General features: G+C 68.9%; 18 protein-coding genes and 1 pseudogene. 7 read left to right on the top strand and 12 right to left on the bottom strand.

Annotation, left to right across the window (positions count from 1 at the left end; all coding sequences use genetic code 11):
- Window positions 1-61: 61 nt before the first annotated feature.
- Window positions 62-1,414 (bottom strand): dicarboxylate/amino acid:cation symporter, encoded by a 1,353-nt coding sequence (locus I3K84_RS13070; protein WP_011803481.1) that lies wholly within the window; start codon window positions 1,412-1,414, stop codon window positions 62-64.
- 168 nt (window positions 1,415-1,582) lie between these two features.
- Between I3K84_RS13070 and I3K84_RS13065 the strand changes: the two genes are divergently transcribed.
- Window positions 1,583-4,237, top strand: coding sequence for a PAS-domain containing protein (locus I3K84_RS13065; RefSeq protein ID WP_011803482.1), 2,655 nt, complete (start codon window positions 1,583-1,585; stop codon window positions 4,235-4,237).
- A gap of 70 nt (window positions 4,238-4,307) precedes the next feature.
- Here the strand turns inward: I3K84_RS13065 and I3K84_RS13060 are convergent, their stop codons facing one another.
- Window positions 4,308-4,952 carry a response regulator transcription factor gene (locus tag I3K84_RS13060; RefSeq protein ID WP_011803483.1) on the bottom strand — a complete coding sequence of 215 codons (645 nt, stop codon included), beginning with the start codon at window positions 4,950-4,952 and terminating at the stop codon, window positions 4,308-4,310.
- Window positions 4,953-5,006: 54 nt separating this feature from the next.
- Here I3K84_RS13060 and I3K84_RS13055 point away from each other — a divergent pair, with 54 nt between their 5' ends.
- Window positions 5,007-6,260, top strand: coding sequence for a nucleoside recognition domain-containing protein (locus I3K84_RS13055; protein WP_172204954.1), 1,254 nt, complete (start codon window positions 5,007-5,009; stop codon window positions 6,258-6,260).
- Window positions 6,261-6,737: 477 nt separating this feature from the next.
- Window positions 6,738-7,040 carry a DUF3297 family protein gene (locus tag I3K84_RS13050; RefSeq protein WP_012655148.1) on the top strand — a complete coding sequence of 101 codons (303 nt, stop codon included), beginning with the start codon at window positions 6,738-6,740 and terminating at the stop codon, window positions 7,038-7,040.
- Between the two features lie 178 nt (window positions 7,041-7,218).
- Here I3K84_RS13050 and I3K84_RS13045 read toward each other — a convergent pair whose 3' ends face one another.
- The 5 genes from I3K84_RS13045 to I3K84_RS13025 all read right to left on the bottom strand — a co-directional run bounded on the left by I3K84_RS13045 (window position 7,219) and on the right by I3K84_RS13025 (window position 9,991).
- Window positions 7,219-8,406 (bottom strand): acetyl-CoA C-acyltransferase family protein, encoded by a 1,188-nt coding sequence (locus tag I3K84_RS13045; protein WP_196994703.1) that lies wholly within the window; start codon window positions 8,404-8,406, stop codon window positions 7,219-7,221.
- Window positions 8,403-8,954 (bottom strand): DUF488 family protein, encoded by a 552-nt coding sequence (locus tag I3K84_RS13040; RefSeq protein ID WP_047350749.1) that lies wholly within the window; start codon window positions 8,952-8,954, stop codon window positions 8,403-8,405. The genes I3K84_RS13045 and I3K84_RS13040 overlap by 4 nt, the downstream gene beginning before the upstream one ends.
- A gap of 12 nt (window positions 8,955-8,966) precedes the next feature.
- Window positions 8,967-9,182: a DUF2945 domain-containing protein gene (locus tag I3K84_RS13035; RefSeq protein ID WP_011803488.1), complete on the bottom strand. Its 216-nt coding sequence runs from the start codon at window positions 9,180-9,182 to the stop codon at window positions 8,967-8,969.
- A 111-nt stretch (window positions 9,183-9,293) separates the two neighbouring features.
- The gene (gene cueR / locus I3K84_RS13030) at window positions 9,294-9,797 is read right to left on the bottom strand and encodes a Cu(I)-responsive transcriptional regulator (RefSeq protein WP_304511167.1); all 504 of its coding nucleotides are present in this window, start codon (window positions 9,795-9,797) and stop codon (window positions 9,294-9,296) included.
- A complete protein-coding gene (locus I3K84_RS13025; RefSeq protein ID WP_012655153.1) occupies window positions 9,794-9,991 on the bottom strand; it encodes a heavy-metal-associated domain-containing protein in 198 nt (65 codons plus the stop codon). Before I3K84_RS13025 ends, cueR begins: the two co-directional genes overlap by 4 nt.
- A gap of 177 nt (window positions 9,992-10,168) precedes the next feature.
- Between I3K84_RS13025 and I3K84_RS13020 the strand changes: the two genes are divergently transcribed.
- Window positions 10,169-12,517 (top strand): cation-translocating P-type ATPase, encoded by a 2,349-nt coding sequence (locus tag I3K84_RS13020; protein ID WP_196994702.1) that lies wholly within the window; start codon window positions 10,169-10,171, stop codon window positions 12,515-12,517.
- 183 nt (window positions 12,518-12,700) lie between these two features.
- A complete protein-coding gene (locus I3K84_RS13015; RefSeq protein WP_196994701.1) occupies window positions 12,701-14,353 on the top strand; it encodes a methyl-accepting chemotaxis protein in 1,653 nt (550 codons plus the stop codon).
- 186 nt (window positions 14,354-14,539) lie between these two features.
- On the opposite strand, the pseudogene I3K84_RS13010 reads toward I3K84_RS13015, so the two are convergent.
- The 5 genes and pseudogenes from I3K84_RS13010 to I3K84_RS12990 all read right to left on the bottom strand — a co-directional run bounded on the left by I3K84_RS13010 (window position 14,540) and on the right by I3K84_RS12990 (window position 18,483).
- A pseudogene (locus I3K84_RS13010) lies at window positions 14,540-15,279 on the bottom strand (sulfite exporter TauE/SafE family protein).
- A 154-nt stretch (window positions 15,280-15,433) separates the two neighbouring features.
- Complete coding sequence (locus I3K84_RS13005) at window positions 15,434-16,558, bottom strand: alkene reductase (RefSeq protein ID WP_196994700.1); 1,125 nt, start codon at window positions 16,556-16,558, stop codon at window positions 15,434-15,436.
- Window positions 16,559-16,823: 265 nt separating this feature from the next.
- Window positions 16,824-17,432: a glutathione transferase GstA gene (gene gstA / locus I3K84_RS13000; RefSeq protein WP_172204970.1), complete on the bottom strand. Its 609-nt coding sequence runs from the start codon at window positions 17,430-17,432 to the stop codon at window positions 16,824-16,826.
- Window positions 17,433-17,566: 134 nt separating this feature from the next.
- Window positions 17,567-17,833 carry a YkgJ family cysteine cluster protein gene (locus I3K84_RS12995; protein ID WP_041835834.1) on the bottom strand — a complete coding sequence of 89 codons (267 nt, stop codon included), beginning with the start codon at window positions 17,831-17,833 and terminating at the stop codon, window positions 17,567-17,569.
- 65 nt (window positions 17,834-17,898) lie between these two features.
- Entirely contained in the window at window positions 17,899-18,483 is a 585-nt protein-coding gene (locus I3K84_RS12990; RefSeq protein ID WP_012655161.1) for an NADPH-dependent FMN reductase, read from the bottom strand.
- Window positions 18,484-18,695: 212 nt separating this feature from the next.
- Here I3K84_RS12990 and mnmG point away from each other — a divergent pair, with 212 nt between their 5' ends.
- Both mnmG and rsmG read left to right on the top strand, forming a co-directional pair.
- Window positions 18,696-20,681, top strand: a complete 1,986-nt coding sequence (gene mnmG / locus I3K84_RS12985) for a tRNA uridine-5-carboxymethylaminomethyl(34) synthesis enzyme MnmG (RefSeq protein WP_196994699.1) — start codon at window positions 18,696-18,698, stop codon at window positions 20,679-20,681.
- Window positions 20,678-21,358 (top strand): 16S rRNA (guanine(527)-N(7))-methyltransferase RsmG, encoded by a 681-nt coding sequence (rsmG, locus tag I3K84_RS12980; RefSeq protein ID WP_196994698.1) that lies wholly within the window; start codon window positions 20,678-20,680, stop codon window positions 21,356-21,358. Before mnmG ends, rsmG begins: the two co-directional genes overlap by 4 nt.
- Window positions 21,359-21,371 lie beyond the last annotated feature (13 nt).

Here is a 21,371-nt window from a genome sequence, read left to right as displayed (position 1 = left end):
AAAGCCCACGCGCCGTTGCCGGTGCATGGGCTTGGGGCCTGGCTTGAAGGCCGCTGCCGGATCAGGCCCGGTGGCGGGCCAGCACGACGGGTTCCACCGCCCGTTCGGGCTCGGGCAGGAACTCGGCCTCCCCGTCCAGCACGCGGTGCAGGCGGTCGGCATCCAGCGCGTTTTCCCAGCGCGACACCACCACTGTGGCCACGGCGTTGCCGATGAAGTTGGTGAGCGAGCGGCACTCGCTCATGAAGCGGTCCACGCCCAGGATCAGCGCCATGCCGGCCACCGGCACCTCGGGCACCACTGCCAGGGTGGCGGCCAGGGTGATGAAACCCGCGCCGGTCACGCCGGCCGCGCCCTTGGACGACAGCATCGCCACCAGCAGCAGCGCGATCTGGTGGCCCAGCGTGAGGTGCGTGTCGGTGGCCTGCGCGATGAACAGCGCAGCCAGCGTCATGTAGATGTTGGTGCCGTCCAGGTTAAACGAGTAGCCCGTGGGCACCACCAGGCCCACCACGGACTTAGCACAGCCGGCCTTCTCCATCTTTTCCATCAGCGAGGGCAGGGCGGACTCGGACGAGGAGGTGCCCAGCACCAGCAGCAGCTCGGCCTTCAGGTAGCGGATCAGCTTGAGCACCGAGAAGCCGCAGGCCCGTGCCACCGCGCCCAGCACCACCAGCACGAACACCGCCGAGGTGATGTAGAAGGTGAGCACCAGCTCGGCCAGGTTCACCAGCGAGCCCAGGCCAAACTTGCCGATGGTGAACGCCATGGCGCCGAAGGCGCCGATGGGCGCGGCCTTCATGACGATGTTCACCAGCTTGAACACGGGCTTGGTCAGGCCGTCCAGAAAGTCCAGGATGGGCTTGCCGGCGTCGCCCACCATGGCCAGCGACACGCCGAACAGCACGGCCACCAGCAGCACCTGCAGGATGTTGTCGCCCACGAAGGGGCTGATCAGCGTCTTGGGAATGATGTCCAGCGCGAAGCCGGTGAGCGTCATCTCGTGCGACTTGCTCACGTAGCCCTTGACGGCGGTCTGGTCCAGCTCGGCCACGTTGATGTGCATGCCCGTGCCAGGCTGCATCACGTTGGCCACCACCAGGCCGACGACCAGTGCCAGCGTGGAGAACGTGAGGAAGTACGCCATGGCCTTGCCGAACACGCGGCCCACGGCGCTCAGGTGGCTCATGCTGGCGATGCCGGTGACGATGGTCAGGAAGATCACCGGCGCGATGATCATCTTGATGAGCTTGATGAAGGCATCGCCGAACGGCTTCATCGCCGCGCCGTACTCGGGCTGGAAGTGGCCCAGCAGCACGCCGATGATGATGGCGAACACCACCTGGAAATACAGTTGGCGATAGAACGGAAGCCGCACCGACGGGGCGGGGGCGGCAGAGGAAATGGCATGCATGCGGCGTGTCTCCGGAGGTCGAAAAAAGACGCGCCAGGGCCGTGCAATGCCGCGCATCTTTGGAAGTCCGCGGTTGTACCCCTGCATCGCCGCCACGCCGATAACCTATTGGTATTAGACGCCGCGCCCGCCCCGCCCACGGACACCAAACCCAGAGACACTCCGCCCATGCCGCTACGCCGCCGCCGCCCGCTGCTCACCGCGCTTGTCGCACTGTTCGTGCTGGCGGGCATGGCCGTGTGCATGCTATTGGCCAGCCAGTACGCGCAGCGCCGTGCGCTGCACGACGAAAGCCAGGGGGTGCGGCGCCAGCTCACGCTGTACGGCCAGGCGCTGGAGCAGCGCATCGACCGCTTTCGCACCCTGCCCGAGGTGCTGGCGCTGGACGCGCAGCTGAGGGATGCACTGACCCACCCGCTCACGCCCGCCGAGGTGGACGTGCTCAACCGCAAGCTGGAGCAGGCCAACGGTGCCAGCCATTCGTCCACACTCACGCTCATCAACCTGCAAGGCCGCGCCATCGCCGCCAGCAACTGGCGCGACACCCCCAACAACGTGGGAGAGGACTACCACTTCCGCCCCTACGTGCAGCAGGCGCTGGCGCAGGGCCACGGGCGGTTCTACGGCATCGGCCTGACCACGGGGGAGGCGGGCTACTTCCTGTCCACGGCGATCCGCGGTGATGACGGGCAGACATTGGGCCTGGTGGCCATCAAGATCCTGCTGACCGAGCTGGAGCGCGAATGGCGCCAGAGCCCCGACGTGGTGCTGGCCTCGGACGCGCACGGCGTGGTCTTCCTCGCCAGCCGCGACGCCTGGCGCTACCGGCTGCTGGTACCCCTCACGCCCCAGGCGCGCCAGGAGCTGGAGGCCACGCGCCAGTACACCGGTCAGCCCCTCACGCCGCTGGGCCTGCAGGTCGAGCGGCGGGTGGACGAAGGCACGGTGCTGGCACGCGCGCAGGAGCCCCCCTTGCCCGGCCCGCTGCTGTGGCACACGCAGGAGCTGGCAGGCACCGGCTGGCAACTGCACCTGCTGCACCACGCGGACAGCGCCATCGAGGCCCGCCGCTGGGCGGCCGGTGCGGCCGCGGGCCTGTGGCTGGCCCTGGCACTGCTGGTGCTGTTCGTGCGCCAGCGGCAGCGCCTGGCCCTGCTGCGCCAGCGCAGCCGCCAGGAGCTGGAGACCGTGCTGCGCCAACACGCGCAGGAACTGCGCACCGCGCAGGACGGCATCGTGCAGGCCGCGCGCGAGGCTGACACCGGCCTGTCGCGCAGCCTGCAGCACCTGCCGCAGGGCGTGGTGGTCATCGACCGCGACCTCAACCTGGTGGCGTGGAACTCGCGCTACGTGGAACTGTTTCGCTTTCCGCCCGAGCTGATGCGCGTGGGCACGCCGGTGGAGGCGCTGATCCGCCACAACGCGCGCCGCGGCCTGCTGGGCGCCACGCCCACCGAGGACGCCATCCAGCGGCGCCTGCAGCACCTGCGCAGCGGCAAGCCCCACCTGCATGAGAGCGCCAAGAGCGACGGCACGGTGCTGGAGATCCGCGGCAACCCGCTGCCCGACGGCGGCTTCGTGACCAGCTACGCCGACATCACCAGCTACAAGAACGCCGCGCGCGAGCTGCGCTCGCTGGCCGACGCGCTGGAGCTGCGCATTGCCGAACGCACGCGCGATCTGGACGCCGCCCGGCGCGAGGCCGAGGCCGCCAACCGCTACAAGACCCGCTTTGTGGCCGCCGCGGTGCACGACCTGCTGCAACCGCTGAATGCGGCGCGCATGTTCGCCTCGCTGCTGCGCGGCCACCTGCACGACGCCGCCGGACGCCAGGTGGCCGACAGCATCGACGGCGCGCTGGCCGCGCAGGACGGCATCCTCAACAGCCTGCTGGACATCTCGCGCATGGAATCGGGCCAGTTGGAAGTGCATGTGCGCGACTTCGCGCTCGGCCCGCTGCTGCAGGTGATGCAGCACAACTTCGGCATCATCGCCGCCAGCCGGGGCCTGCGCCTGCGCACCGTGGGCACGCGCTACGCGGTGCGCAGCGACGAGGCGCTGCTGCGGCGCATCCTGCAGAACCTGGTGTCCAACGCCATCCGCTACACGCCCCGCGGGCGCGTGCTGATCGGCTGCCGGCGCCGCGGCCGGTACCTGCGCATCGAGGTGCACGACCAGGGCCCCGGCATCCCCGAGAGCCTGCAGCGCGAGATCTTCGAGGAGTTCCGCCGCCTGGGCGAGGGCCACAGCCAGGACGGCGACCGGGGTGCGGGCCTGGGGCTGGCCATCGTCGAGCGCCTGGGCAAGCTGCTGGGGCACGAGATTGGCCTGCGCTCCGAACTGGGGCGCGGCAGCGTGTTCTGGGTGTGCGTGCCGCTGGCCGATGCCGCCGCCGCACCCCGCCCCGCCGCCGCGGGCGCAGCCGCCCCGCCCGAGGGCGACCAGCCCCTGCAGGGCACCACGGCCTGGTACATCGATGACGACGCGCCCAGTTGCGAGGCCACCGGCGCGCTGCTGCGCCGCTGGGGCTGCGAAGTGCCTTTGGCGGGCGGCCCGCAGTCGGCCCTGGACTTGGCCGCGCCCGGCAACGCGCCACAGCTGGTGCTGCTGGACGTGCGCATGGGGCCCTTCCACGGCCCCGACCTGTACGACCGGCTGTGCACCGTGTGGGGCCAGGCACCGTCGGTGGTGCTGGTGACGGCCGAGCGCAGCAGCACCCTGCGCCGCCAGGCGGCCGAGCGCGGCTGGGGCTACCTGCTCAAGCCCGTGCGCCCGTCCGCACTGCGCGCGCTCATCAGCCAGATGATGCTACGGAAACAGTAGCTGCTTGCGCTTGTCAGACAAGCGCTAGAGGCCGATTTGGCTTGAAACTTGTGCCGGCAGGGTACTGCGCTCAGGGCGCGGCTTCCGGCTCCGTCTCCAGGCTTTTCACCAGCACCGCGGCCTGGGTGCGGCTGTAGCACTCCAGCTTTTTCAGGATGGCCGTCACATGCACCTTGACGGTGTTCTCGGCCAGGCCCAGCTCATGCGCGATCTGCTTGTTGAGCAGGCCATCGGCCAGGCACAGCAGCACGCGGAACTGCTGCGGCGTGAGCTGCGCGAGCTTGGCGGCCAGCGCGGCGTCGGCCTCGGAGCGCTCGGCCGCCATGGGCGGAAACCAGCTGCCGCCGTCCAGCACGGCCCGGATGGCCGCGCCCATGTCCTCGGCCGGGGCCGACTTGGGGATGAACCCCGCCGCGCCGAACTGCTGCGCACGGCGGATCACGCGCGGGTGGTCGTTGGACGAGATCACCACCACCGGCACCTGCGGGTACTCCCCGCGCACGTGCAGTAGGGCCGAGAAGCCCCGCGCGCCGGGCATGGCCAGGTCCAGCAGCACCAGCTCCACCTCGGGGTGGTCCTGCAGCGCCTGGCCCAGCGTGGCGGCGCTGGCGGCCTCCAGCGTCTGCAGCGGCGCAAAGCGCTCGTGCAGCACCTGGATCAGCGCCGCGCGGAACAGCGGGTGGTCGTCGGCAACGAGCAGGGTGGGGGGCGGCATGGGGTGCAGTCTGCCACGGCGCACGGATGGGGCCAGCCGCTACCATCGAGTTCCATGGCACTCAACTGGGTCTGGACGGGGTTTTTCATCGTGGCGTTCGCCACCGCCGTGGTGCGCTGGCTGCTGGGCGAAGCGGGCATCTTCCAGGCCCTGCTGACGGCGCTGTTCGACGGCGCACGCGCGGGCTTCGAGATCTCGCTGGGCCTGGCCGGCATCATGGCCCTGTGGCTGGGCCTGATGCGCGTGGGCGAGCGCGCGGGCATGGTCGAGCTGCTGGCGCGCCTGGCCGGGCCGCTGCTCACGCGGCTGTTTCCCGGCGTGCCCGCCGGCCACCCCGCCCAGGGCGCGATGACCATGAACATCAGCGCCAACCTGCTGGGGCTGGACAACGCGGCCACGCCGCTGGGCCTCAAGGCCATGCAGGAGTTGCAGACGCTCAACCGCGAACCGGCGGGCACGGCCAGCAACGCGCAGATCATGTTCGTGGTGATGAACACGGCGGGGCTGACGCTGATCCCCACGTCCGTCATCGCCATCCGCCAGAGCGTGGCGCTGAAGCAGGGCCTGGGCGCGGGATTCAACGCCGCCGACATCTTCCTGCCCACGCTGCTGGTCACCTTCGCCTCGCTGCTGGCGGGCGTGCTGGCGGTGGCGCTCTTTCAGCGCCTGCCGATCTGGCGCGCGCGCCTGCTGCTGCCTTTGCTGGCCGTGGGCGGCGTGCTGGCGGCGGCGGTGGCGGGCCTGGCGCAACTGCCCGCAGAGCAAGCCGCCCAGATTGCGGGAGCCACCGGCGCGGGCGTGATCCTGGGGGTGGTGGCGCTGTTCCTGCTGGCCGGGGCCTGGCGCCGCGTGAACGTGTACGACGCCTTCATCGACGGCGCCAAGGAGGGCTTTGGCGTGGCGGTGCAGATCATTCCGTACCTGGTGGCCATCCTGGCGGCCATCGGCGTGTTCCGCGCCGCGGGCTGCATGGATGCGCTGCTGGCGGCCATCGGCGCGGGGGTGGCGGCGCTGGGGTGGAACACCGACTTCCTGCCGGCCCTGCCCGTGGGGTTGATGAAGGTGCTCTCGGGCGCCGGCGCACGGGGTTTGATGATCGACGTGCTGCAGACGCACGGTGTGGATTCCTTCGTGGGGCGCCTGGCTGCCATCGTGCAGGGCTCCACCGAGACCACCTTCTACGTGCTGGCCGTGTACTTCGGCAGCGTAGGCGTGAAGCACACACGCCACGCACTGGCCTGCGCGCTGGTGGCCGATGCCGTGGGGCTGCTGGCCGCGATCGGTGTGGGCTACGCGCTGCTGCGCTGACCGCAACCTTCCCTCTTTCCCAAAAAAAGCGCCTGACAAGGCGCTTTTTTTACGCCGAAGCCTCCTCAATCCGGGGCCGAGAAAGAGGTTTTGTGCGGCGCTGCGGTTTGCCACGGGTTGTTCTTTGTAGTTCTTATAAAGAATAGTCGTAGTAGTAGAGGGCGGCCCGGCCTGTGGGCAAGCCGATTTTTGTTTGACAGATCAAGCACTTGCGCTGCGCCAAAGCATGGGGACGGCCGCAGGCGCCTGCTGTACCGCAAATGGGGACAAGCCCCAGATGCGCCCCTCACCTGTGCATAACTGGCCAGTTGTGCCAGAACGCTCCGCAGACTTATCCACAAGGCGGCCTTCCGGGGAGGACTGCCGAACAAAAACGGCGCAAGCGAAGGCTGAAACAGCGTTAGCAGCTCCTTTTTCAGGAGCGATGGAGCCGTGGCACCGCGATACAGGCCACAGCCGCCCCGGGATTGCGGGACAATGCAGGCCCTTTACTGCTTTCCGAGACCTTTCCCTGTGACCGACTCCGCCCTGCTCCCCTTGCCCGACCGCCTGGCCATCGACCCGCGCAGCCCGCACCATGTGGCGGCGGTGTTCCAGCAGGCGGCGGACATCGGCATCCGCTTCAACGGCAAGGAGCGTGTCGACGTGGAGGAGTACTGCGTGAGCGAGGGCTGGATCAAGGTGCCCGCCGGCAAGACCCTGGACCGCAAGGGCCGGCCGCTGCTCATCACCCTCAAGGGCAGCGTGGAGGTGTTCTACAAGCCGGAAGCCGCGGCATAAAAAAAGCCACCCGGTCCCGCCGGGTGGCTGGTGGGTGGGCACCCGCTGGTTCATTGGCCCGCTCCAAGAGGTGCAGACGGCGTTCTGATCGGCCGTGAGGAAGGTGTTGGATCGTTTGGTTTCTACTCAATCAGGAGCTAGCAGCGCTTGATGGACAAGCGCTGAAGGCCAGAACGACTCAAACCCGTTCGAAGATCGCCGCGATGCCCTGGCCGCCGCCGATGCACATGGTCACCAGCGCGTAGCGCCCGCCCGTGCGGTGCAGCTCGGCAATCGCCTTGGTGGTGATGATGGCGCCCGTGGCACCCACGGGGTGGCCCAGCGAAATGCCCGAGCCGTTGGGGTTGACCTTGGAAGGCTGAAGGCCCAGCTCCTGCACCACGGCGCAGGCCTGGGCGGCGAAGGCCTCGTTGGCCTCGATCACGTCCATGTCCTGCACCTTCAGGCCGGTGCGCTGCAGCACCTTCTGTGTGGCGGGCACGGGGCCGATGCCCATGTAGGCCGGGTCCACGCCAGCGTGCGCATAGCCCACCAGGCGCGCCAGGGGCTTCACGTTCAGCGCCTGCAGGCGGTCGCCCGCCACCAGCACCACGGCGGAGGCACCGTCGTTGATGCCCGAGGCGTTGCCGGCCGTGACCGTGCCGCCTTCCTTCTTGAACGCCGGCTTCATGCCGGCCAGCACGTCCAGCGTGGTGGCGGCGCGCACATGCTCGTCTTCCTGGAACAGCACGGTGCCCTTGCGCGTGGCGATTTCGACCGGGACGATCTGCTCCTGGAAGTAACCCGCGGCGATGGCGGCGGCGGCGCGCTGCTGGCTGGCCAGGGCGAGCTGGTCCTGCATCTCGCGCGAAATTTGGTAGCGCTCGGCCACGTTCTCGGCGGTGATGCCCATGTGCATCTTCTGCCAGGGGTCGTGCAGGATGCCGAGCATGTAGTCGATGCTCTTGCTGTCGCCCATGCGCTGGCCCCAGCGCGCGCCCTGGTCGAAGTAGGGGCCGCGGCTCATGGATTCCGAGCCACCGCCCACGGCCACGTCGCAGTCGCCATAGCCAATGGCCTGCGCCGCGCTGACGATGGCCTGCAGGCCCGAGCCGCACAGGCGGTTGACGTTGAAGGCAGGCGTCTCGATGGGGCAGCCAGCGTCAATCGCCGCCACGCGGCTCAGGTACGCGTCCTTGGTGTCGGTGGGGATCACGTTGCCCATGACCACGTGGCCCACGGCATCGGGCGCGATGCCGGCGCGCGCGATGGCGGCCTTCACGGCGGTGGTGGCGAGCTGGGTGTTGGGCACGTCCTTCAGGCTGCCGCCGAAGGTGCCGATGGCGGTGCGGGCGGTGCTGACGATGAAGACTTCGCGGTGGGTCATGGGGCAGATACGGTGGTTGGAGGTGGATAGGTGACCGTACCGTCCGGGTGGACCTGCGCGGCCGGGGTGAGTGTCGCACTCTCGGTGCGCGCGCCCAGGATGTGGCGCACCGCGCCGCCGGCGGCCAGCACGTGGTCGGTGATGATGCGGCGGTGGCAGCGCCACCACACGGCCTCGGCGCACATGATGGCGCAGGGCTCGCGTGCCGCGGCCGTGCGCAGCGCGGCCAGCGCGGCGCGAAAGGCGGGCTGCAGCGCGTAGTCGGCGTAGTTGTGGAAGCTGCGGTTGTCCCAGTAGCCGTTGGTGGTGGGCGGCACGCCGCGCTGCAGAGGGCGGCGCCCGCCCAGCGCCGGCATGTGGGTGTAGGCGATGCCCTGCGCGGCCAGCGCGCCGGGCAGCCGGTCCTCGTGGAATTGCGGCTGGCGCAGCGAGCGCGGGATGGCGCGCACGTCGATCACCCGTGTCACGCCTTCGCGCTGCAGCAGCGCGATGAAGTCCTGCACCGCCAGCGTGGAGTGCCCGATGGTGTAGAGCGGCGGCGCGGCCATGGCGTGTGCCGCTCAGCGGGCCAGGCGGTGCAGCGCGCTGCCTTTGTGCAGGGCGACATGGTCGGTCTTGTCGCTCTGGATCTCGTACTGCGGCTCTTCGGCGCTGGCGTGGTGGGTGTAGCCCTTCCACTGCAGCGCGCGGGTGTGGACGGCGGTGATGCGCCCGCTGACGCGGCCGGCCTCGGAGTTCCAGCTGACGTGGTCGCCCACCTTGAAAGGGTGTGCCATGGCATGCCTCCTGCAGGGTGTGTCAAGGCGGCCATTGTGGCCCGGCCGGCGGGTTGGTTTGGGGTGTTTTAGGCATCCAGCGCCCTGTTCACAAGCGCTGGCAGCTATGAATTAAATAGCGACGTCGGCGGCGCCGCTATTCGGGATGCCGGCCATGGCCAGATCGTCCAGGATCGGGCAGTCCGGCCGGTCGTCGCCGTGGCAGCAGTGCACCAGCGCCTGAAGGCTCCGCTGCATGGCCTGCATGGCGGCGATGCGCTCGCTCAGGTTGTCGATGTGCGCCTGGGCGATGCGTTTGACCTGGCTGCTGGCGCGCTGCTTGTCCTGCCACAGGCCGAGCAGGGTGGCGATCTCCTCCATCGAGAAGCCCAGGTCGCGCGCGCGGCGGATGAAGCGCAGGGTGTGCACATCGGCCTCGGTGTACTGGCGGTAGCCGCTGTCGGTGCGCGCCACGCCGGTCAGCAGGCCCAGCGATTCGTAGTGGCGCAGCATGCGCGCCGAGACGCCCGCGCGCTCGGCGGCGGTGCCGATGGCCACGGGCCAGTCCAGCGCGGTCGCGTGCCCGGTGCCGTCGCTGGGCCCGCGGTGGGCGGGGCGCCGCGGCGCGGTGCTCATGCGGCGACCTTGTAGCCTTCTTCCTGGATGGCGTTGGCCAGCGCCTCGCGCGACTTGTCGCTCTCCACGATGACCTGGCCGGTGGCCAGGTCCACCTTCACGAGGGCGTCGGTGTCGACCTGGCGCACGGCGTGCACCACGGCGCGTTCGCAGTGGCCGCAGGTCATTCCCTGGACTTGAAATGTGTATTGCATGATGGTCCTCTCGATCAAAGGGCGGTGGATGGGTTGCGGGCCAGCGGGTGGCCGACAGCTGCATCATGAAGCCTGACATGGTGTCAAAGTCAAGCGGGGACACACGCGCCTACCGCTTGACCTTGCCAGCATGTCAGGGTTTAAGGTGCGCCCTGTATCGATTCCAAGGTGGCTTTCATGACTTCTGCTTCCCTTTCCCCTGCCGCATCGGGCGACGCCCCCGCGGGCACGCTGGACCTGGGCATTGCCGGCATGACCTGCGCGAGCTGCGTGGGCCGGGTGGAACGTGCGCTGCGCAAGGTGCCGGGCGTGCAGGACGCCACGGTGAACCTGGCGACCGAGCGCGCGCACATCGTGTTCGACGCCGCCAGCGGCGGGGGCATAGAGGCGCTGGCACGCCGCGCCGTGCGCAATGCCGGCTACGAGCCGCGCAGCGTGGAGGAGCAGGAAGCGGGTGAGGAGGGCGCGCAGTCGCCCTGGGCAGGCTTCACGCCGGTGGCGGTGGGGTTGCTGCTATCGGCGCCGCTGGTGCTGCCCATGCTGGGCGATCTGTTCGGCTTGCACTGGATGCTGCCGGCGTGGGTGCAGTTCATCCTGGCCACACCGGTGCAGTTCATTCTGGGCGCGCGCTTTTACAAGGCGGGCTGGCATGCCGCCAAGGCGCTCACGGGCAACATGGACCTGCTGGTGGCCATCGGCACCAGCGCGGGCTACGGCCTGTCGCTGTGGCTGTGGGCCACGGCCGAATCCACCCATGGCGCGGGGCATACGCCGCACCTGTACTTCGAGGCATCGGCCGTGGTCATCACGCTGGTGCTGCTGGGCAAGTGGTTGGAAGCGCGTGCCAAGCGCCAGACCACGGCCGCCATCCGCGCGCTGCACGCGCTGCGCCCCGAGGTGGCCCACCTGCTGGGCCGGGACGGCGAGGTGGACGTGCCGATCGCCGAGGTGATGGCGGGTGACCGGCTGGTGGTGCGCCCGGGCGAGCGCATCCCCGTGGACGGCACGGTGGTGGAAGGGCACACGCAGGTGGACGAATCCATGCTGACCGGCGAGCCGCTGCCCGTGGCGCGCAGCGCCGATGGCCCGGAGGGCGGGGCGCTCACCGGCGGCTCGATCAATGGCGATGGGCGCATCGTGATGCAGGTGACGGCGGTGGGGAGCGAGACGGTGCTCGCGCGCATCATCCGCCTGGTGGAGGAGGCACAGGCGGCCAAGGCGCCCATCCAGCGGCTGGTGGACAAGGTGTCGGCCGTCTTCGTGCCGGTGGTGCTGGCGATTGCCATCGTCACGCTGCTGGGCTGGCTGTGGGCGGGCGCGGGCGTGGAGGCTGCACTGATCCATGCCGTGGCGGTGCTGGTCATCGCCTGCCCCTGTGCGCTGGGGCTGGCGACGCCGGCGGCCATCATGGCGGGCACCGGCGTGGCGGCCAGGCACGGCATCCTCATCAAGGACGCGGAGGCGCTGGAAACCGCCCACCGCGTGCAGACCGTGGCCTTTGACAAGACCGGTACGCTGACCGTGGGCCGCCCGCGCCTGACGGCGTTTCACGTGGAACCAGGGGTGGATGAGGCGGCACTGCTGTCGGCTGTGGCCGCGGTGCAGAGCGGCAGTGAGCACCCGCTCGCACGCGCCGTGGTGAGCGCCGCCCAAGAGCGTGGCCTGCCTGTTCCTGCGCCCGACGGAGTGCGCGCCGTGCCCGGCCGCGGCACCGAGGGCGAGGTGGCAGCGCGCAGCTATCTGGTCGGCAGCCTGCGCTGGATGCAGGAGCTGGGCGTGGACCTGGGCCCGCTGGCCGATCGTGCGGCCACGCTGCAGGCCGAAGGCGCCACCGTGTCCGCGGTGGCCGAGCGGGTCGCGCAGGACCCGAGCGGCGCACGGCCGCCCGAAGCCGCGAGCACTCCCCTGGGGGGCAGCGAGGACACGATAGTGCCGAGCGCGGGGGCGCACTATGTCTTGCGCGCGCTGCTGGCCTTTGGCGATGAGCCCAAGCCTGGCGCACGCGAGGCACTGGCGCAACTGCGCGATCAGGGCGTGCGCTGCGTGATGATCTCTGGCGACAACCGCGGCGCGGCCGAGGCCATGGCCCGCCGCCTGGGCCTGCAGCCGGAGGCCGGCGAGGTGATGGCCGAGGTGCTGCCGGGCGACAAGGCGGCGGCGGTGAATGCGCTGAAGGCGCAGGGCCATGTCGTGGCCATGGTGGGCGACGGCGTGAATGACGCGCCCGCGCTGGCCGCGGCCGATGTGGGCATGGCCATGGGCAACGGTACCGACGTGGCCATGCACGCGGCGGGCATCACGCTGATGCGCGGGGACCCGCAGCTGGTGGCGGCGGCGCTGGACATCTCGCGGCGCACGGTGGCCAAGATCCGCCAGAACCTGTTTTGGGCCTTTGCATATAACGTGGCCGGTATTCCGCTGGCGGCGCTGGGCTACCTGAGTCCCGTGGTCGCGGGGGCCGCGATGGCGCTGAGTTCGGTCAGCGTGATGACGAATGCGTTGTTGCTCAAGCGTTGGCGGGGGTGATTGCGGGATAAACGAGACAAAAGGATTCTTATTTCTCTGGCAAACTGCAACGTTTTGTTGCATATTGGCGCGCGGCTTCTTCGTAAGTCACGCGCAAGCCATCGCCTGACAGGGTGACGGATTGCGTGACGCACATCATGGGAGGGTGGCCCGCCGGGGGCTGCACACGACAAGGAAACGGTGATGAATATTTACGCGCTCATGCGGCTCTTCACGATCCGCCTGCGAATGATCGGCGCCATTGGCGTGGTACTGGGCCTGTTGGGCCTGCTGGGCGGTGCCGGCATGCTGGGCATGTTCCGCATCCACGGGCTGGCCCAGGACTTCATCAGCCAGCCGCATGCCGCGGTGAAGCTGATGGGCCAGTTGCGCAGCGAGATGGGTGAGATCCGCCAGCACGAGAAGGACATGATCATCCACTACGAGCGCCCCGAGTCGGTGCGCGCCGCGCACGACCGGTGGCTGGCGTCGCTGGACCGTGCGGGCAAGGTCACGGCCACGCTGGGCCAGATCTGGCAGGGCGAGGACCTGGCCGAGGCGAAGGACGTCGCCAAGCACCTGGTGGCCTACCGCGAGCAGTTTGCGCACGTGGCACGTCAGCTGGAGGCCGGCGGCTACGACACCGCCACGATCGCCAACCGCATGAGCGGCAAGGCGGTGGAGCAGTTCAACATCGCCACCGACAAGGTGGCCGCGCTGGACAAGCGCCTGGCCGCCGAGGTGGACAGCGCCATTGCGCACCAGGACCGCGTCACCGACCAGACCAAGTGGCTGTTCGCCCTGGCGGTGCTGATCACTGTGGTGGTGGTGGTGCCGCTCACGCTGCTGAACATGGTGTCCATCTGCCGCCCGCTGGAAGTGGCCCGCGCGATGGCACAGGCGATCGCCGGGGGCGACCTGTCTCAGCGCATCCACGTGGAAGGCCGTGACGAGGCGGCCGACCTGCAGCGCGCGCTGCTGGACATGCAAAACGGCCTGGGCGCAATGGTGGCGCAGGTGCGCGACGCGAGCAGCAACATCGCCACGGCCAGCCAGGAGATCGCCACCGGCAACCAGGACCTGTCCGCCCGCACCGAGCAGACCGCCAGCAACGCACAGGAAGCCGTGGCCGCGCTCTCGCAGCTCACCGCCACGGTGCAGCAGACGGCGTCGTCCTCGCAGGTGGCCAACCAGCTCGTCACCTCGGCCTCGGGCATCGCCACGCGCGGTGGCCAGGTGGTGCAGCAGGCGGTGAACAGCATGCACGAGATCTCCTCCTCCAGCCGCAAGATCGGCGACATCATCGGCCTGATCGACTCCATCGCCTTCCAGACCAACATCCTCGCGCTGAACGCGGCCGTGGAAGCCGCGCGCGCGGGCGAGCAGGGCCGCGGCTTTGCCGTGGTGGCGGGCGAGGTGCGCAGCCTGGCACAGCGCAGCGCGGCCGCAGCCAGCGAGATCAAGGGCCTGATCAGCTCCAGCGTGACGGCCGTGGACGGCGGTGTGCGCCATGTGGAAGATGCCGGCAAGGCCATGCAGGAGATCGTGTCCAGCGTGCAGCGTGTGACCGACATCATTGGCGAGATCAACTCCGCCGCCTCCGAGCAGGCGGACGGCATCGGCGAGGTCAACGCCTCCGTGGGCGAGATCGACCGCATGACGCAGCAGAACGCCGCGCTGGTGGAAGAGTCCGCCGCGGCGGCCGAGTCGCTGCGCGAGCAGGCCGCCCGCCTGTCGCAGGTGGTGAGCCAGTTCCAGTTGGCCGACGACGGCCACGCGCCCGCGGCCTTCACGCGCACCGGCGCGCCGGCCCCCGCGCTGCGGGGCGGCGACACGCCGCGCCTGAGCGCCGCTTGAGCGCTGCATGACGCACGCGGCGGCCGGGCGCCGCCGCCAGTTTTCAACAAACCCTCCTTGCGCACCTTCGGGTGCGTTTTTTTTGCCCCTTGGTTGTGCGGCCTGTGATGGCGCGCAAGGAAGTTAGCAGATTGCTATTTAATAAGTAGCTGCTAGCGCTTACTGGGCGGGCGTTGGAGCCGATTTTTATGCCGATGCCAGCAGGCGCGGCACGGATGCCACCAGCAGCGCACCGCCCGACAGCGTGAGCAGGCCCAGCACGATCTGGCGAAAGCGGACCTCGCTGATGCCGATATACAGCCGCGTACCCAGGAGCACCGGCACCAGCACGGCCGTAGCCACGATGCCGAAGGCGGGCAGCATGTCGCGCGTGACCAGACCCTTGGCCAGATAGGTGGCCATGGCCACGGCCAGCATCGCCAGGTTGAAGTTCTGCACCACGGCGCGCTGGGTGTCCTTGGGCAGGCCGCGCAGCGTGCACCACAGCGTGGGCAGCACGCCCGTGAAGCCGCCAATGCCGCCCATCACGCCGCCGCACAGACCCACCACGGCGTCGGCCGTGCGCCCGCCCCAACGCACCCGCGGCAGGCTGCGCGCCATCAGCATGGCGGGGCACCAGCACACCAGCAGCGTGCTTTGAACCAATGGGCGTTCAGGTGGGGCAGCAGGCTGGCGCCCACGGGCACGCCCACCAGACCGCCCAGAATGAACGGCCACAGCAGGGGGGCATTGAAGCCGCGGCGCATGGTCACCGCAGCCAGCACCTGGCCGGTGAGCGAGCCGAACACCGCCAGCGCCGCCGCCAGGTGTGGCTCCAGCACCCAGACCCAGAACGACATGGCCACCATGCTGAACGCAAAGCCCGACAGGCCTTGCACGAAGCCCGCCACGACGGCGCCCAGGACGAGGACGGCCGGTGTCTCCATGCATGTCTCCCTGCTGCCCGCGGGTCCATGGGCGTACCCGCTTTTGTTTTGATAGCGGCCAGCGCTTTGCCCATCAGCGCTGGAGCCTTTTTTTATATCCATCCATGAAGCATCACGCCCGGCGCCGGGCGTGATGCTTGGCGGGCCGCCTGCGTCAGGCCGGGGCCTGCTCCAGCGCGGGGTAGTCGATGTAGCCGTGCTCGCCGCCGCCGTAGAACGTGGTTTTGTCCCAGGCATTGAGCGGGGCGCCCCGCCGCAGGCGCTCCACCAGGTCGGGGTTGGAGATGAACGCGCGGCCAAAGGCCACGATGTCGGCGCGGCCGCTGGCCAGCGCCTCCTGGGCCATGTCGCGGTCGTAGCCGTTGTTCACCATCCATGCCCCCCGGCCGCCAGCCTCGCGGTAGGCGGCCTTGAAGGCGGCGTAGTCGAATGGGCGTCCTTCCACCTCGCGCGGACCGCCCGTTGCTCCCTCGATCACGTGCACATAGGCCAGGCCCAGCGGCGCAAGCTGGCGGGCCAGGTACTCGTAGAGCGGCTGCGGGTTGGCGTCCACGATGTCGTTCGCCGGCGTGACGGGCGACAGGCGCAGGCCCACCCGACCCGGGCCTACGGCATCGGCCACGGCGCGTGTTACCTCCAGCATGAGGCGGGCGCGGTTTTCGATGCTGCCGCCGTAGTCGTCCGTGCGCTGGTTGGCGCCGGTCTTGAGGAACTGGTCCAGCAGGTAGCCGTTGGCGCCATGGATCTCCACGCCGTCAAAGCCTGCCGTTTCCACCGCATTGCGCGCCGCCGCGGCGAAGGCGTGCACGATGCCGGGCAGTTCGCTGGCGTCGAGCTCCCGCGGCTCGGAGGTGGGCTCGAACCGGCCGGCGCCGGTCTCGGGGTCGACCAGATAGGTCTTGGATTTGGCCACGATGGGCGAGGGCGCCACGGGGGCTGCGCCGCCCGGCTGCAGCGCGCGGTGCGATACGCGACCTACATGCCAGAGCTGGGTCACGATGCGGCCGCCGCGTGCGTGCACGGCGGCGGTGACGCGCTTCCAGCCATCGAGCTGCTCGGTGGCGTACAGCCCTGGTACATCGGCATAGCCCTGGCCCTGGTGGGTGATGGCCGTGCCCTCGGTGATCAGCAGGCCGGCGCTGGCGCGCTGGGCGTAGTAGGTGGCGGTGATGTCGCGCGGCACGGCCCGGGGCGAGCGGTTGCGCGTCAGCGGCGCCATGGCGATACGGTTGGCCAGGTGCAGGTCACCGGCCTGGATGGGATCGAACAGAGTGGTCATGCGACTTCAGTACCTTCTTGCAAAGCGGACCGCGGGAGGTGCGGCACGCATCAAAGGTTACCGGTATCGCTCAGGGCGTGCAGTACACCCAGGCGCTGCAGAACCACGGGTTCTGTGCTACGTCAAACAGGGAGGGGGTACGGCGGTGGGGCCGGCTGGCGGCCCTGGATGGCGCCGGGCGTGCGGCGCGCGGGGGGATTTTTGCGGTGAGGCGCCGGCACGCACAAGCCGCGCCCCGCAGATGCCGGGCGCGGCCATGTGGGCCTTACTTGAGCAGGCCCTCGGCCTTCATGGCGGCCTGCACGGCGGGGCGGGCGGCGATGCGTTCGCGGTAGGCCGCCAGGTTCTTCAGTGCGGAGATGTCCAGGTTCACGGCGGGGGCCCAGTTGGTCACTGTGAACAAGTAGGCGTCGGCCACGCTGAAGTGCTCGCCCATGAGGTAGGGCTTGTGGGCCAGTTCGCCGTCCACCCACTTGAGGCGGCTGAGCAGTTGCTCATGCACCAGGGACTTGTAGTCTGCGGGGGTGGTGGGCTTGAACAGGGGGGTGAAGCCCTTGTGGATCTCGGTGCCGATGAAGGTCAGCCACTCCTGCAGACGGTAGCGCGCCAGCGTGCCGTTGGCGGGGGCGAGGTTCTTGTGCGGCGCCTGGTCGGCCAGGTACTGCACGATGGCGGGGCCTTCGCGCAGGCGCGTGCCGTCGTCCAGCTCCAGTACCGGCACGTAGCCCAGGGGGTTGATGGTGTAGTAGTCGGTGCCGTCCTGCAGCTTGTGGCTCTTGGTGCTGGCCAGCACCGAGGTGTTGGCCAAGCCGGTTTCGTGCAGCACGATGTGCGGGGAGAGCGAGCAGGCGCCAGGGGAGTAGTAGAGCTTCATGCGGTCTTGTCCTTTCAAGAGAGTGATGAAGAAAATCTCCGCAGCGCATTCTATGCCGACCTGCGCGGGTCTGCCATGCCAAGGCCTTTGTGGGGGCGTTTCCCCGCGGCGCTGCGCCTGGGGGCAAGGCGGCCTCAGCGGGGCGTGGACGGCTGTGTGGCCTGTTCCATGAACGCCAGCCAGCGCATCGCGTGCGCGCGGCTGTCGCCGCACATGGCGGGGCTGGGCCGCAGCGAGGCGCACACCGTGGGGCGCTCGGGCCGGCCGAAGATGCGGCAGCGTGCGTCGTCGTCCAGTTGCACGCAGCGCATGCCGGCCGGCTTGCCGTGCGGCATGCCGGGAATGGGCGAGGAGATCGACGGCGCCGTGCAGCAGGCGCCGCAGCCGGGGCGGCAATCCATGGCGCTATTTAATTCATAGCTGTCAGCGCTTGCTGGATATGCGCTGGTACCGGTTTTTGCTTCTGTCACGCGGTGCCGTGCAGCCGCCCGGCAGCCCACAGGACCTGCTCCACCACGCCGCGCACGTGGGCGGCTTGGCTTGCGTCGACCAGCTGGCCCTGGGCGTCGAAGGCACTGGCCGCGCGCGGCAGCGCGAAATGGCGCGGCGCCAGCCAGCATTCCAGGTTGAGCAGCAGCGGCGCCAGGTGGCTTTGCGACCGCAGGCCGCCCAGTGCGCCGTTGGACGCGCTGAGCATCCCCACCACCTTGCCCGCGAACGGGCGAGTGCCATCACTCCATTCCGCGTGTCCGGCCACGGGGCTGGAGGCCCAGTCGATGGTGTTCTTGAGCAGGCCGGTGTAGCTGCCGTTGTATTCGGGCGAGCAGATCACCCAGGCGGGGTGGGCGTCCAGCACTTCCTTCAGCCGGATCACGTCGGCCGGGGTGCCCGCGGTCTCCAGGTCGGCGTTGTAGAGGGGGATGTCGAAGTCGGCCAGCTCCAGCAGCGTGACCTCGGCGCCGGCGTCGCGCGCCATGTGTGCGGCCACGGCGGCCAGGCGGCGGTTGAATGATTGGGTGCGGGTGCTGCCCGCGAACACGAGGAACTTCATGCGCGGGATTGGAGCACAGCCTGGACACACTTTTCCTGCGCGGTTTCACGTGAAACAAACCCCGCTGCGCATCGGGGTGGCAAAGATGGGAAAATCACGGGTTCCCCGCCGGGCCGGCAGCGCAGGCGCGAGGGTGGGGGCGGTACCGGCGCCGTGAAAGCCGGGCTTGTTCACCGTTTGACAGGGCCGCAGCGGGCCCGGAGCACCCCACCATGTTGTACCCCCAGGATTTCGATGTCATCGTCGTTGGCGGAGGCCATGCCGGCACCGAGGCCGCGCTGGCCGCCGCACGCATGGGCAGCCGCACGCTGCTGCTCACGCACAACATCGAGACGCTGGGGCAGATGAGCTGCAACCCCAGCATCGGCGGCATTGGCAAGGGCCACCTGGTGAAGGAGGTGGACGCGCTGGGTGGCGCGATGGCGCTGGCGACCGATGAGGCGGGCATCCAGTTCCGCATTCTCAACAGCAGCAAGGGTCCGGCCGTGCGCGCCACGCGCGCGCAGGCCGACCGCATCCTCTACAAAGCGGCCATCCGCCGCATGCTGGAGAACCAGCCCAACCTGTGGTTGTTCCAGCAGGCGGTGGACGACCTGATGGTGGAGGGCGACCGCGTGGTGGGCGCCGTCACGCAGGTGGGCATCCGCTTTCGCAGTCGCACGGTGGTGCTGACGGCGGGCACCTTCTTGGACGGCAAGATCCACGTGGGTCTGAACAACTACGCAGCGGGCCGCGCGGGGGATCCGCCGGCCGTAAGCCTGTCGGCACGCCTGAAGGAGCTGCAGCTGCCCCAGGGGCGCTTGAAGACCGGCACGCCGCCGCGCATCGACGGGCGCAGCATCGACTTCAGCCAGTGTGAGGAGCAGCCCGGCGACGGCATGCCCGGCGGCGTGAACGAGGGTGCTGTGCCGGTGTTCAGCTTCATGGCGCATGCGTACGGTGGGGCGGCCATGCACCCGCGCCAGGTGCCCTGCTGGATCACGCACACCAACGCGCGCACGCACGAGATCATCCGCAGCGGCTTTGACCGCAGTCCCATGTTCACCGGCAAGATCGAGGGCGTGGGCCCGCGCTATTGCCCCAGCGTGGAGGACAAGATCAACCGCTTTGCCGACAAGGAAAGCCATCAGATCTTTCTGGAGCCGGAAGGGCTGACCACCCACGAGTTCTACCCCAACGGCATCAGCACCAGCCTGCCGTTCGACATCCAGTACGACCTGGTGCGCTCGATGCGCGGCCTGGAGAACGCGCACATCCTGCGGCCGGGCTACGCCATCGAGTACGACTACTTCGACCCGCGTTCGCTCAAGAGCAGTTTCGAGACGCGGCAGATCCAGGGCCTGTTCTTCGCCGGCCAGATCAATGGCACCACAGGGTACGAGGAGGCGGCGGCGCAGGGCCTGTTCGCCGGTATCAACGCCGCGCTGCAATGCCGAGGGGAGGGTGCCTGGGTGCCCGCGCGCGACGAGGCCTATCTGGGCGTGTTGGTGGACGATCTGATCACCAAGGGCGTGACCGAGCCCTACCGCATGTTCACCAGCCGCGCCGAGTTCCGCCTGCAGCTGCGCGAGGACAACGCCGACATGCGCCTGACCGATGCGGGGCGTCGCATGGGTTTGGTGGATGATGCGCGCTGGGACGCTTTTAGCCGCAAGCGCGATGCGGTTTCACGTGAAACAGAGCGTTTGAAATCGACATGGGTGAACCCGCGCAACCTGCCCACGGTGGAGGCCGAGCGCGTGCTGGGTAAAGCCATCGAACATGAATACAACCTCTTCGACCTGTTGCGCCGTCCGGACGTGGGGTATGACGCACTGACGACCATGGATGGCGGCAAGTATGCAAGCGAGGCTGTTTCACGTGAAACGTTGGGCGAGCTGAGCGCGCCCGTGATCGAGCAGGTCGAGATTGCCGCCAAGTACGCGGGCTATATCGACCGCCAACGGGACGAGGTGCAGCGCGCCGCGCACTTCGAGAAGCTGCGTCTGCCTGAAGATCTGGATTACATGCAGGTGGCGGCCTTGTCGATCGAGGTGCGGCAAAAACTGCAGAAGCACCGGCCGGAGACGTTGGGCCAGGCGTCGCGCATTTCCGGGGTGACACCGGCGGCGATCTCGCTGCTGATGGTCCACTTGAAGAAGGGCGGTTTTAAAGGGTTTGCCCCGCAGCCGGCGGATGGGATGGAGACGGTCGCATGAGCGTGGTGTCGAACACAAGCCTTGAGCACACCCTGCGTGAGGGCGCCAACGCCTTGGGGTTGGATCTGTCGGAGGCGCAAATCACACAGCTATTGGACTTCCTGGCGCTGCTGCAAAAGTGGAACAAGGTCTACAACCTCACGGCGGTGCGCGATCCGCAGGAAATGCTCACGCACCACCTGCTGGACAGCCTGGCTGCCGTCCCGCCGCTGCGCCGCCATGTCGCGCATAGGGCGCAGGGCAGTGCGGCCCGCCCGGGCGCACGGCTGCTGGATGTGGGATCAGGCGGGGGACTGCCTGGCGTGGTGTTCGCCATTTGTTGCCCGGAAGTGGATGTGAGTTGCGTGGACACCGTGGCCAAGAAAGCAGCGTTCATCCAGCAGGCGGCGGGCACCCTCGGTCTGTCCAACCTGCATGGCATCCATGCGCGCGTGGAAACGCTGGCCGGTCCGTTCGATGTGGTCAGTTGCCGCGCCTTTGCCGCGCTGGCGGACTTCACCGCCTGGTCGCGCCAGGCACTGGCACCGCACGGCGTGTGGCTGGCCATGAAGGGAAAGCACCCGCACGACGAGATTGCCGCGCTACCGGCGGACGTAAGCGTGTTTCACGTGGAACAACTCACTGTGCCGGGCCTGCAGGCCGAACGCTGCATCCTCTGGCTGCGCCCCGTCGCGTAAACTCAAGCCCCCT

Origin of the sequence: Diaphorobacter sp. JS3051 (genome assembly GCF_015832135.1) — a bacterium.
GTDB classification, from domain to species: Bacteria; Pseudomonadota; Gammaproteobacteria; order Burkholderiales; family Burkholderiaceae_C; genus Diaphorobacter; species Diaphorobacter nitroreducens.
The sequence above is the reverse complement of the archived record's forward strand: the minus strand, read 5'-3'. Positions and strand labels throughout refer to the sequence as shown.

Bases quoted from the DNA above. Each gene is read 5' to 3' on its own strand.
- I3K84_RS13070 (WP_011803481.1), bottom strand. From the start codon at position 1,414: ATGCATGCCATTTCCTCTGCCGCCCCCGCCCCGTCGGTGCGGCTTCCG.
- I3K84_RS13065 (WP_011803482.1), top strand. From the start codon at position 1,583: ATGCCGCTACGCCGCCGCCGCCCGCTGCTCACCGCGCTTGTCGCACTG.
- I3K84_RS13060 (WP_011803483.1), bottom strand. From the start codon at position 4,952: ATGCCGCCCCCCACCCTGCTCGTTGCCGACGACCACCCGCTGTTCCGC.
- I3K84_RS13055 (WP_172204954.1), top strand. From the start codon at position 5,007: ATGGCACTCAACTGGGTCTGGACGGGGTTTTTCATCGTGGCGTTCGCC.
- I3K84_RS13050 (WP_012655148.1), top strand. From the start codon at position 6,738: ATGCAGGCCCTTTACTGCTTTCCGAGACCTTTCCCTGTGACCGACTCC.
- I3K84_RS13045 (WP_196994703.1), bottom strand. From the start codon at position 8,406: ATGACCCACCGCGAAGTCTTCATCGTCAGCACCGCCCGCACCGCCATC.
- I3K84_RS13040 (WP_047350749.1), bottom strand. From the start codon at position 8,954: ATGGCCGCGCCGCCGCTCTACACCATCGGGCACTCCACGCTGGCGGTG.
- I3K84_RS13035 (WP_011803488.1), bottom strand. From the start codon at position 9,182: ATGGCACACCCTTTCAAGGTGGGCGACCACGTCAGCTGGAACTCCGAG.
- cueR (WP_304511167.1), bottom strand. From the start codon at position 9,797: ATGAGCACCGCGCCGCGGCGCCCCGCCCACCGCGGGCCCAGCGACGGC.
- I3K84_RS13025 (WP_012655153.1), bottom strand. From the start codon at position 9,991: ATGCAATACACATTTCAAGTCCAGGGAATGACCTGCGGCCACTGCGAA.
- I3K84_RS13020 (WP_196994702.1), top strand. From the start codon at position 10,169: ATGACTTCTGCTTCCCTTTCCCCTGCCGCATCGGGCGACGCCCCCGCG.
- I3K84_RS13015 (WP_196994701.1), top strand. From the start codon at position 12,701: ATGAATATTTACGCGCTCATGCGGCTCTTCACGATCCGCCTGCGAATG.
- I3K84_RS13005 (WP_196994700.1), bottom strand. From the start codon at position 16,558: ATGACCACTCTGTTCGATCCCATCCAGGCCGGTGACCTGCACCTGGCC.
- gstA (WP_172204970.1), bottom strand. From the start codon at position 17,432: ATGAAGCTCTACTACTCCCCTGGCGCCTGCTCGCTCTCCCCGCACATC.
- I3K84_RS12995 (WP_041835834.1), bottom strand. From the start codon at position 17,833: ATGGATTGCCGCCCCGGCTGCGGCGCCTGCTGCACGGCGCCGTCGATC.
- I3K84_RS12990 (WP_012655161.1), bottom strand. From the start codon at position 18,483: ATGAAGTTCCTCGTGTTCGCGGGCAGCACCCGCACCCAATCATTCAAC.
- mnmG (WP_196994699.1), top strand. From the start codon at position 18,696: ATGTTGTACCCCCAGGATTTCGATGTCATCGTCGTTGGCGGAGGCCAT.
- rsmG (WP_196994698.1), top strand. From the start codon at position 20,678: ATGAGCGTGGTGTCGAACACAAGCCTTGAGCACACCCTGCGTGAGGGC.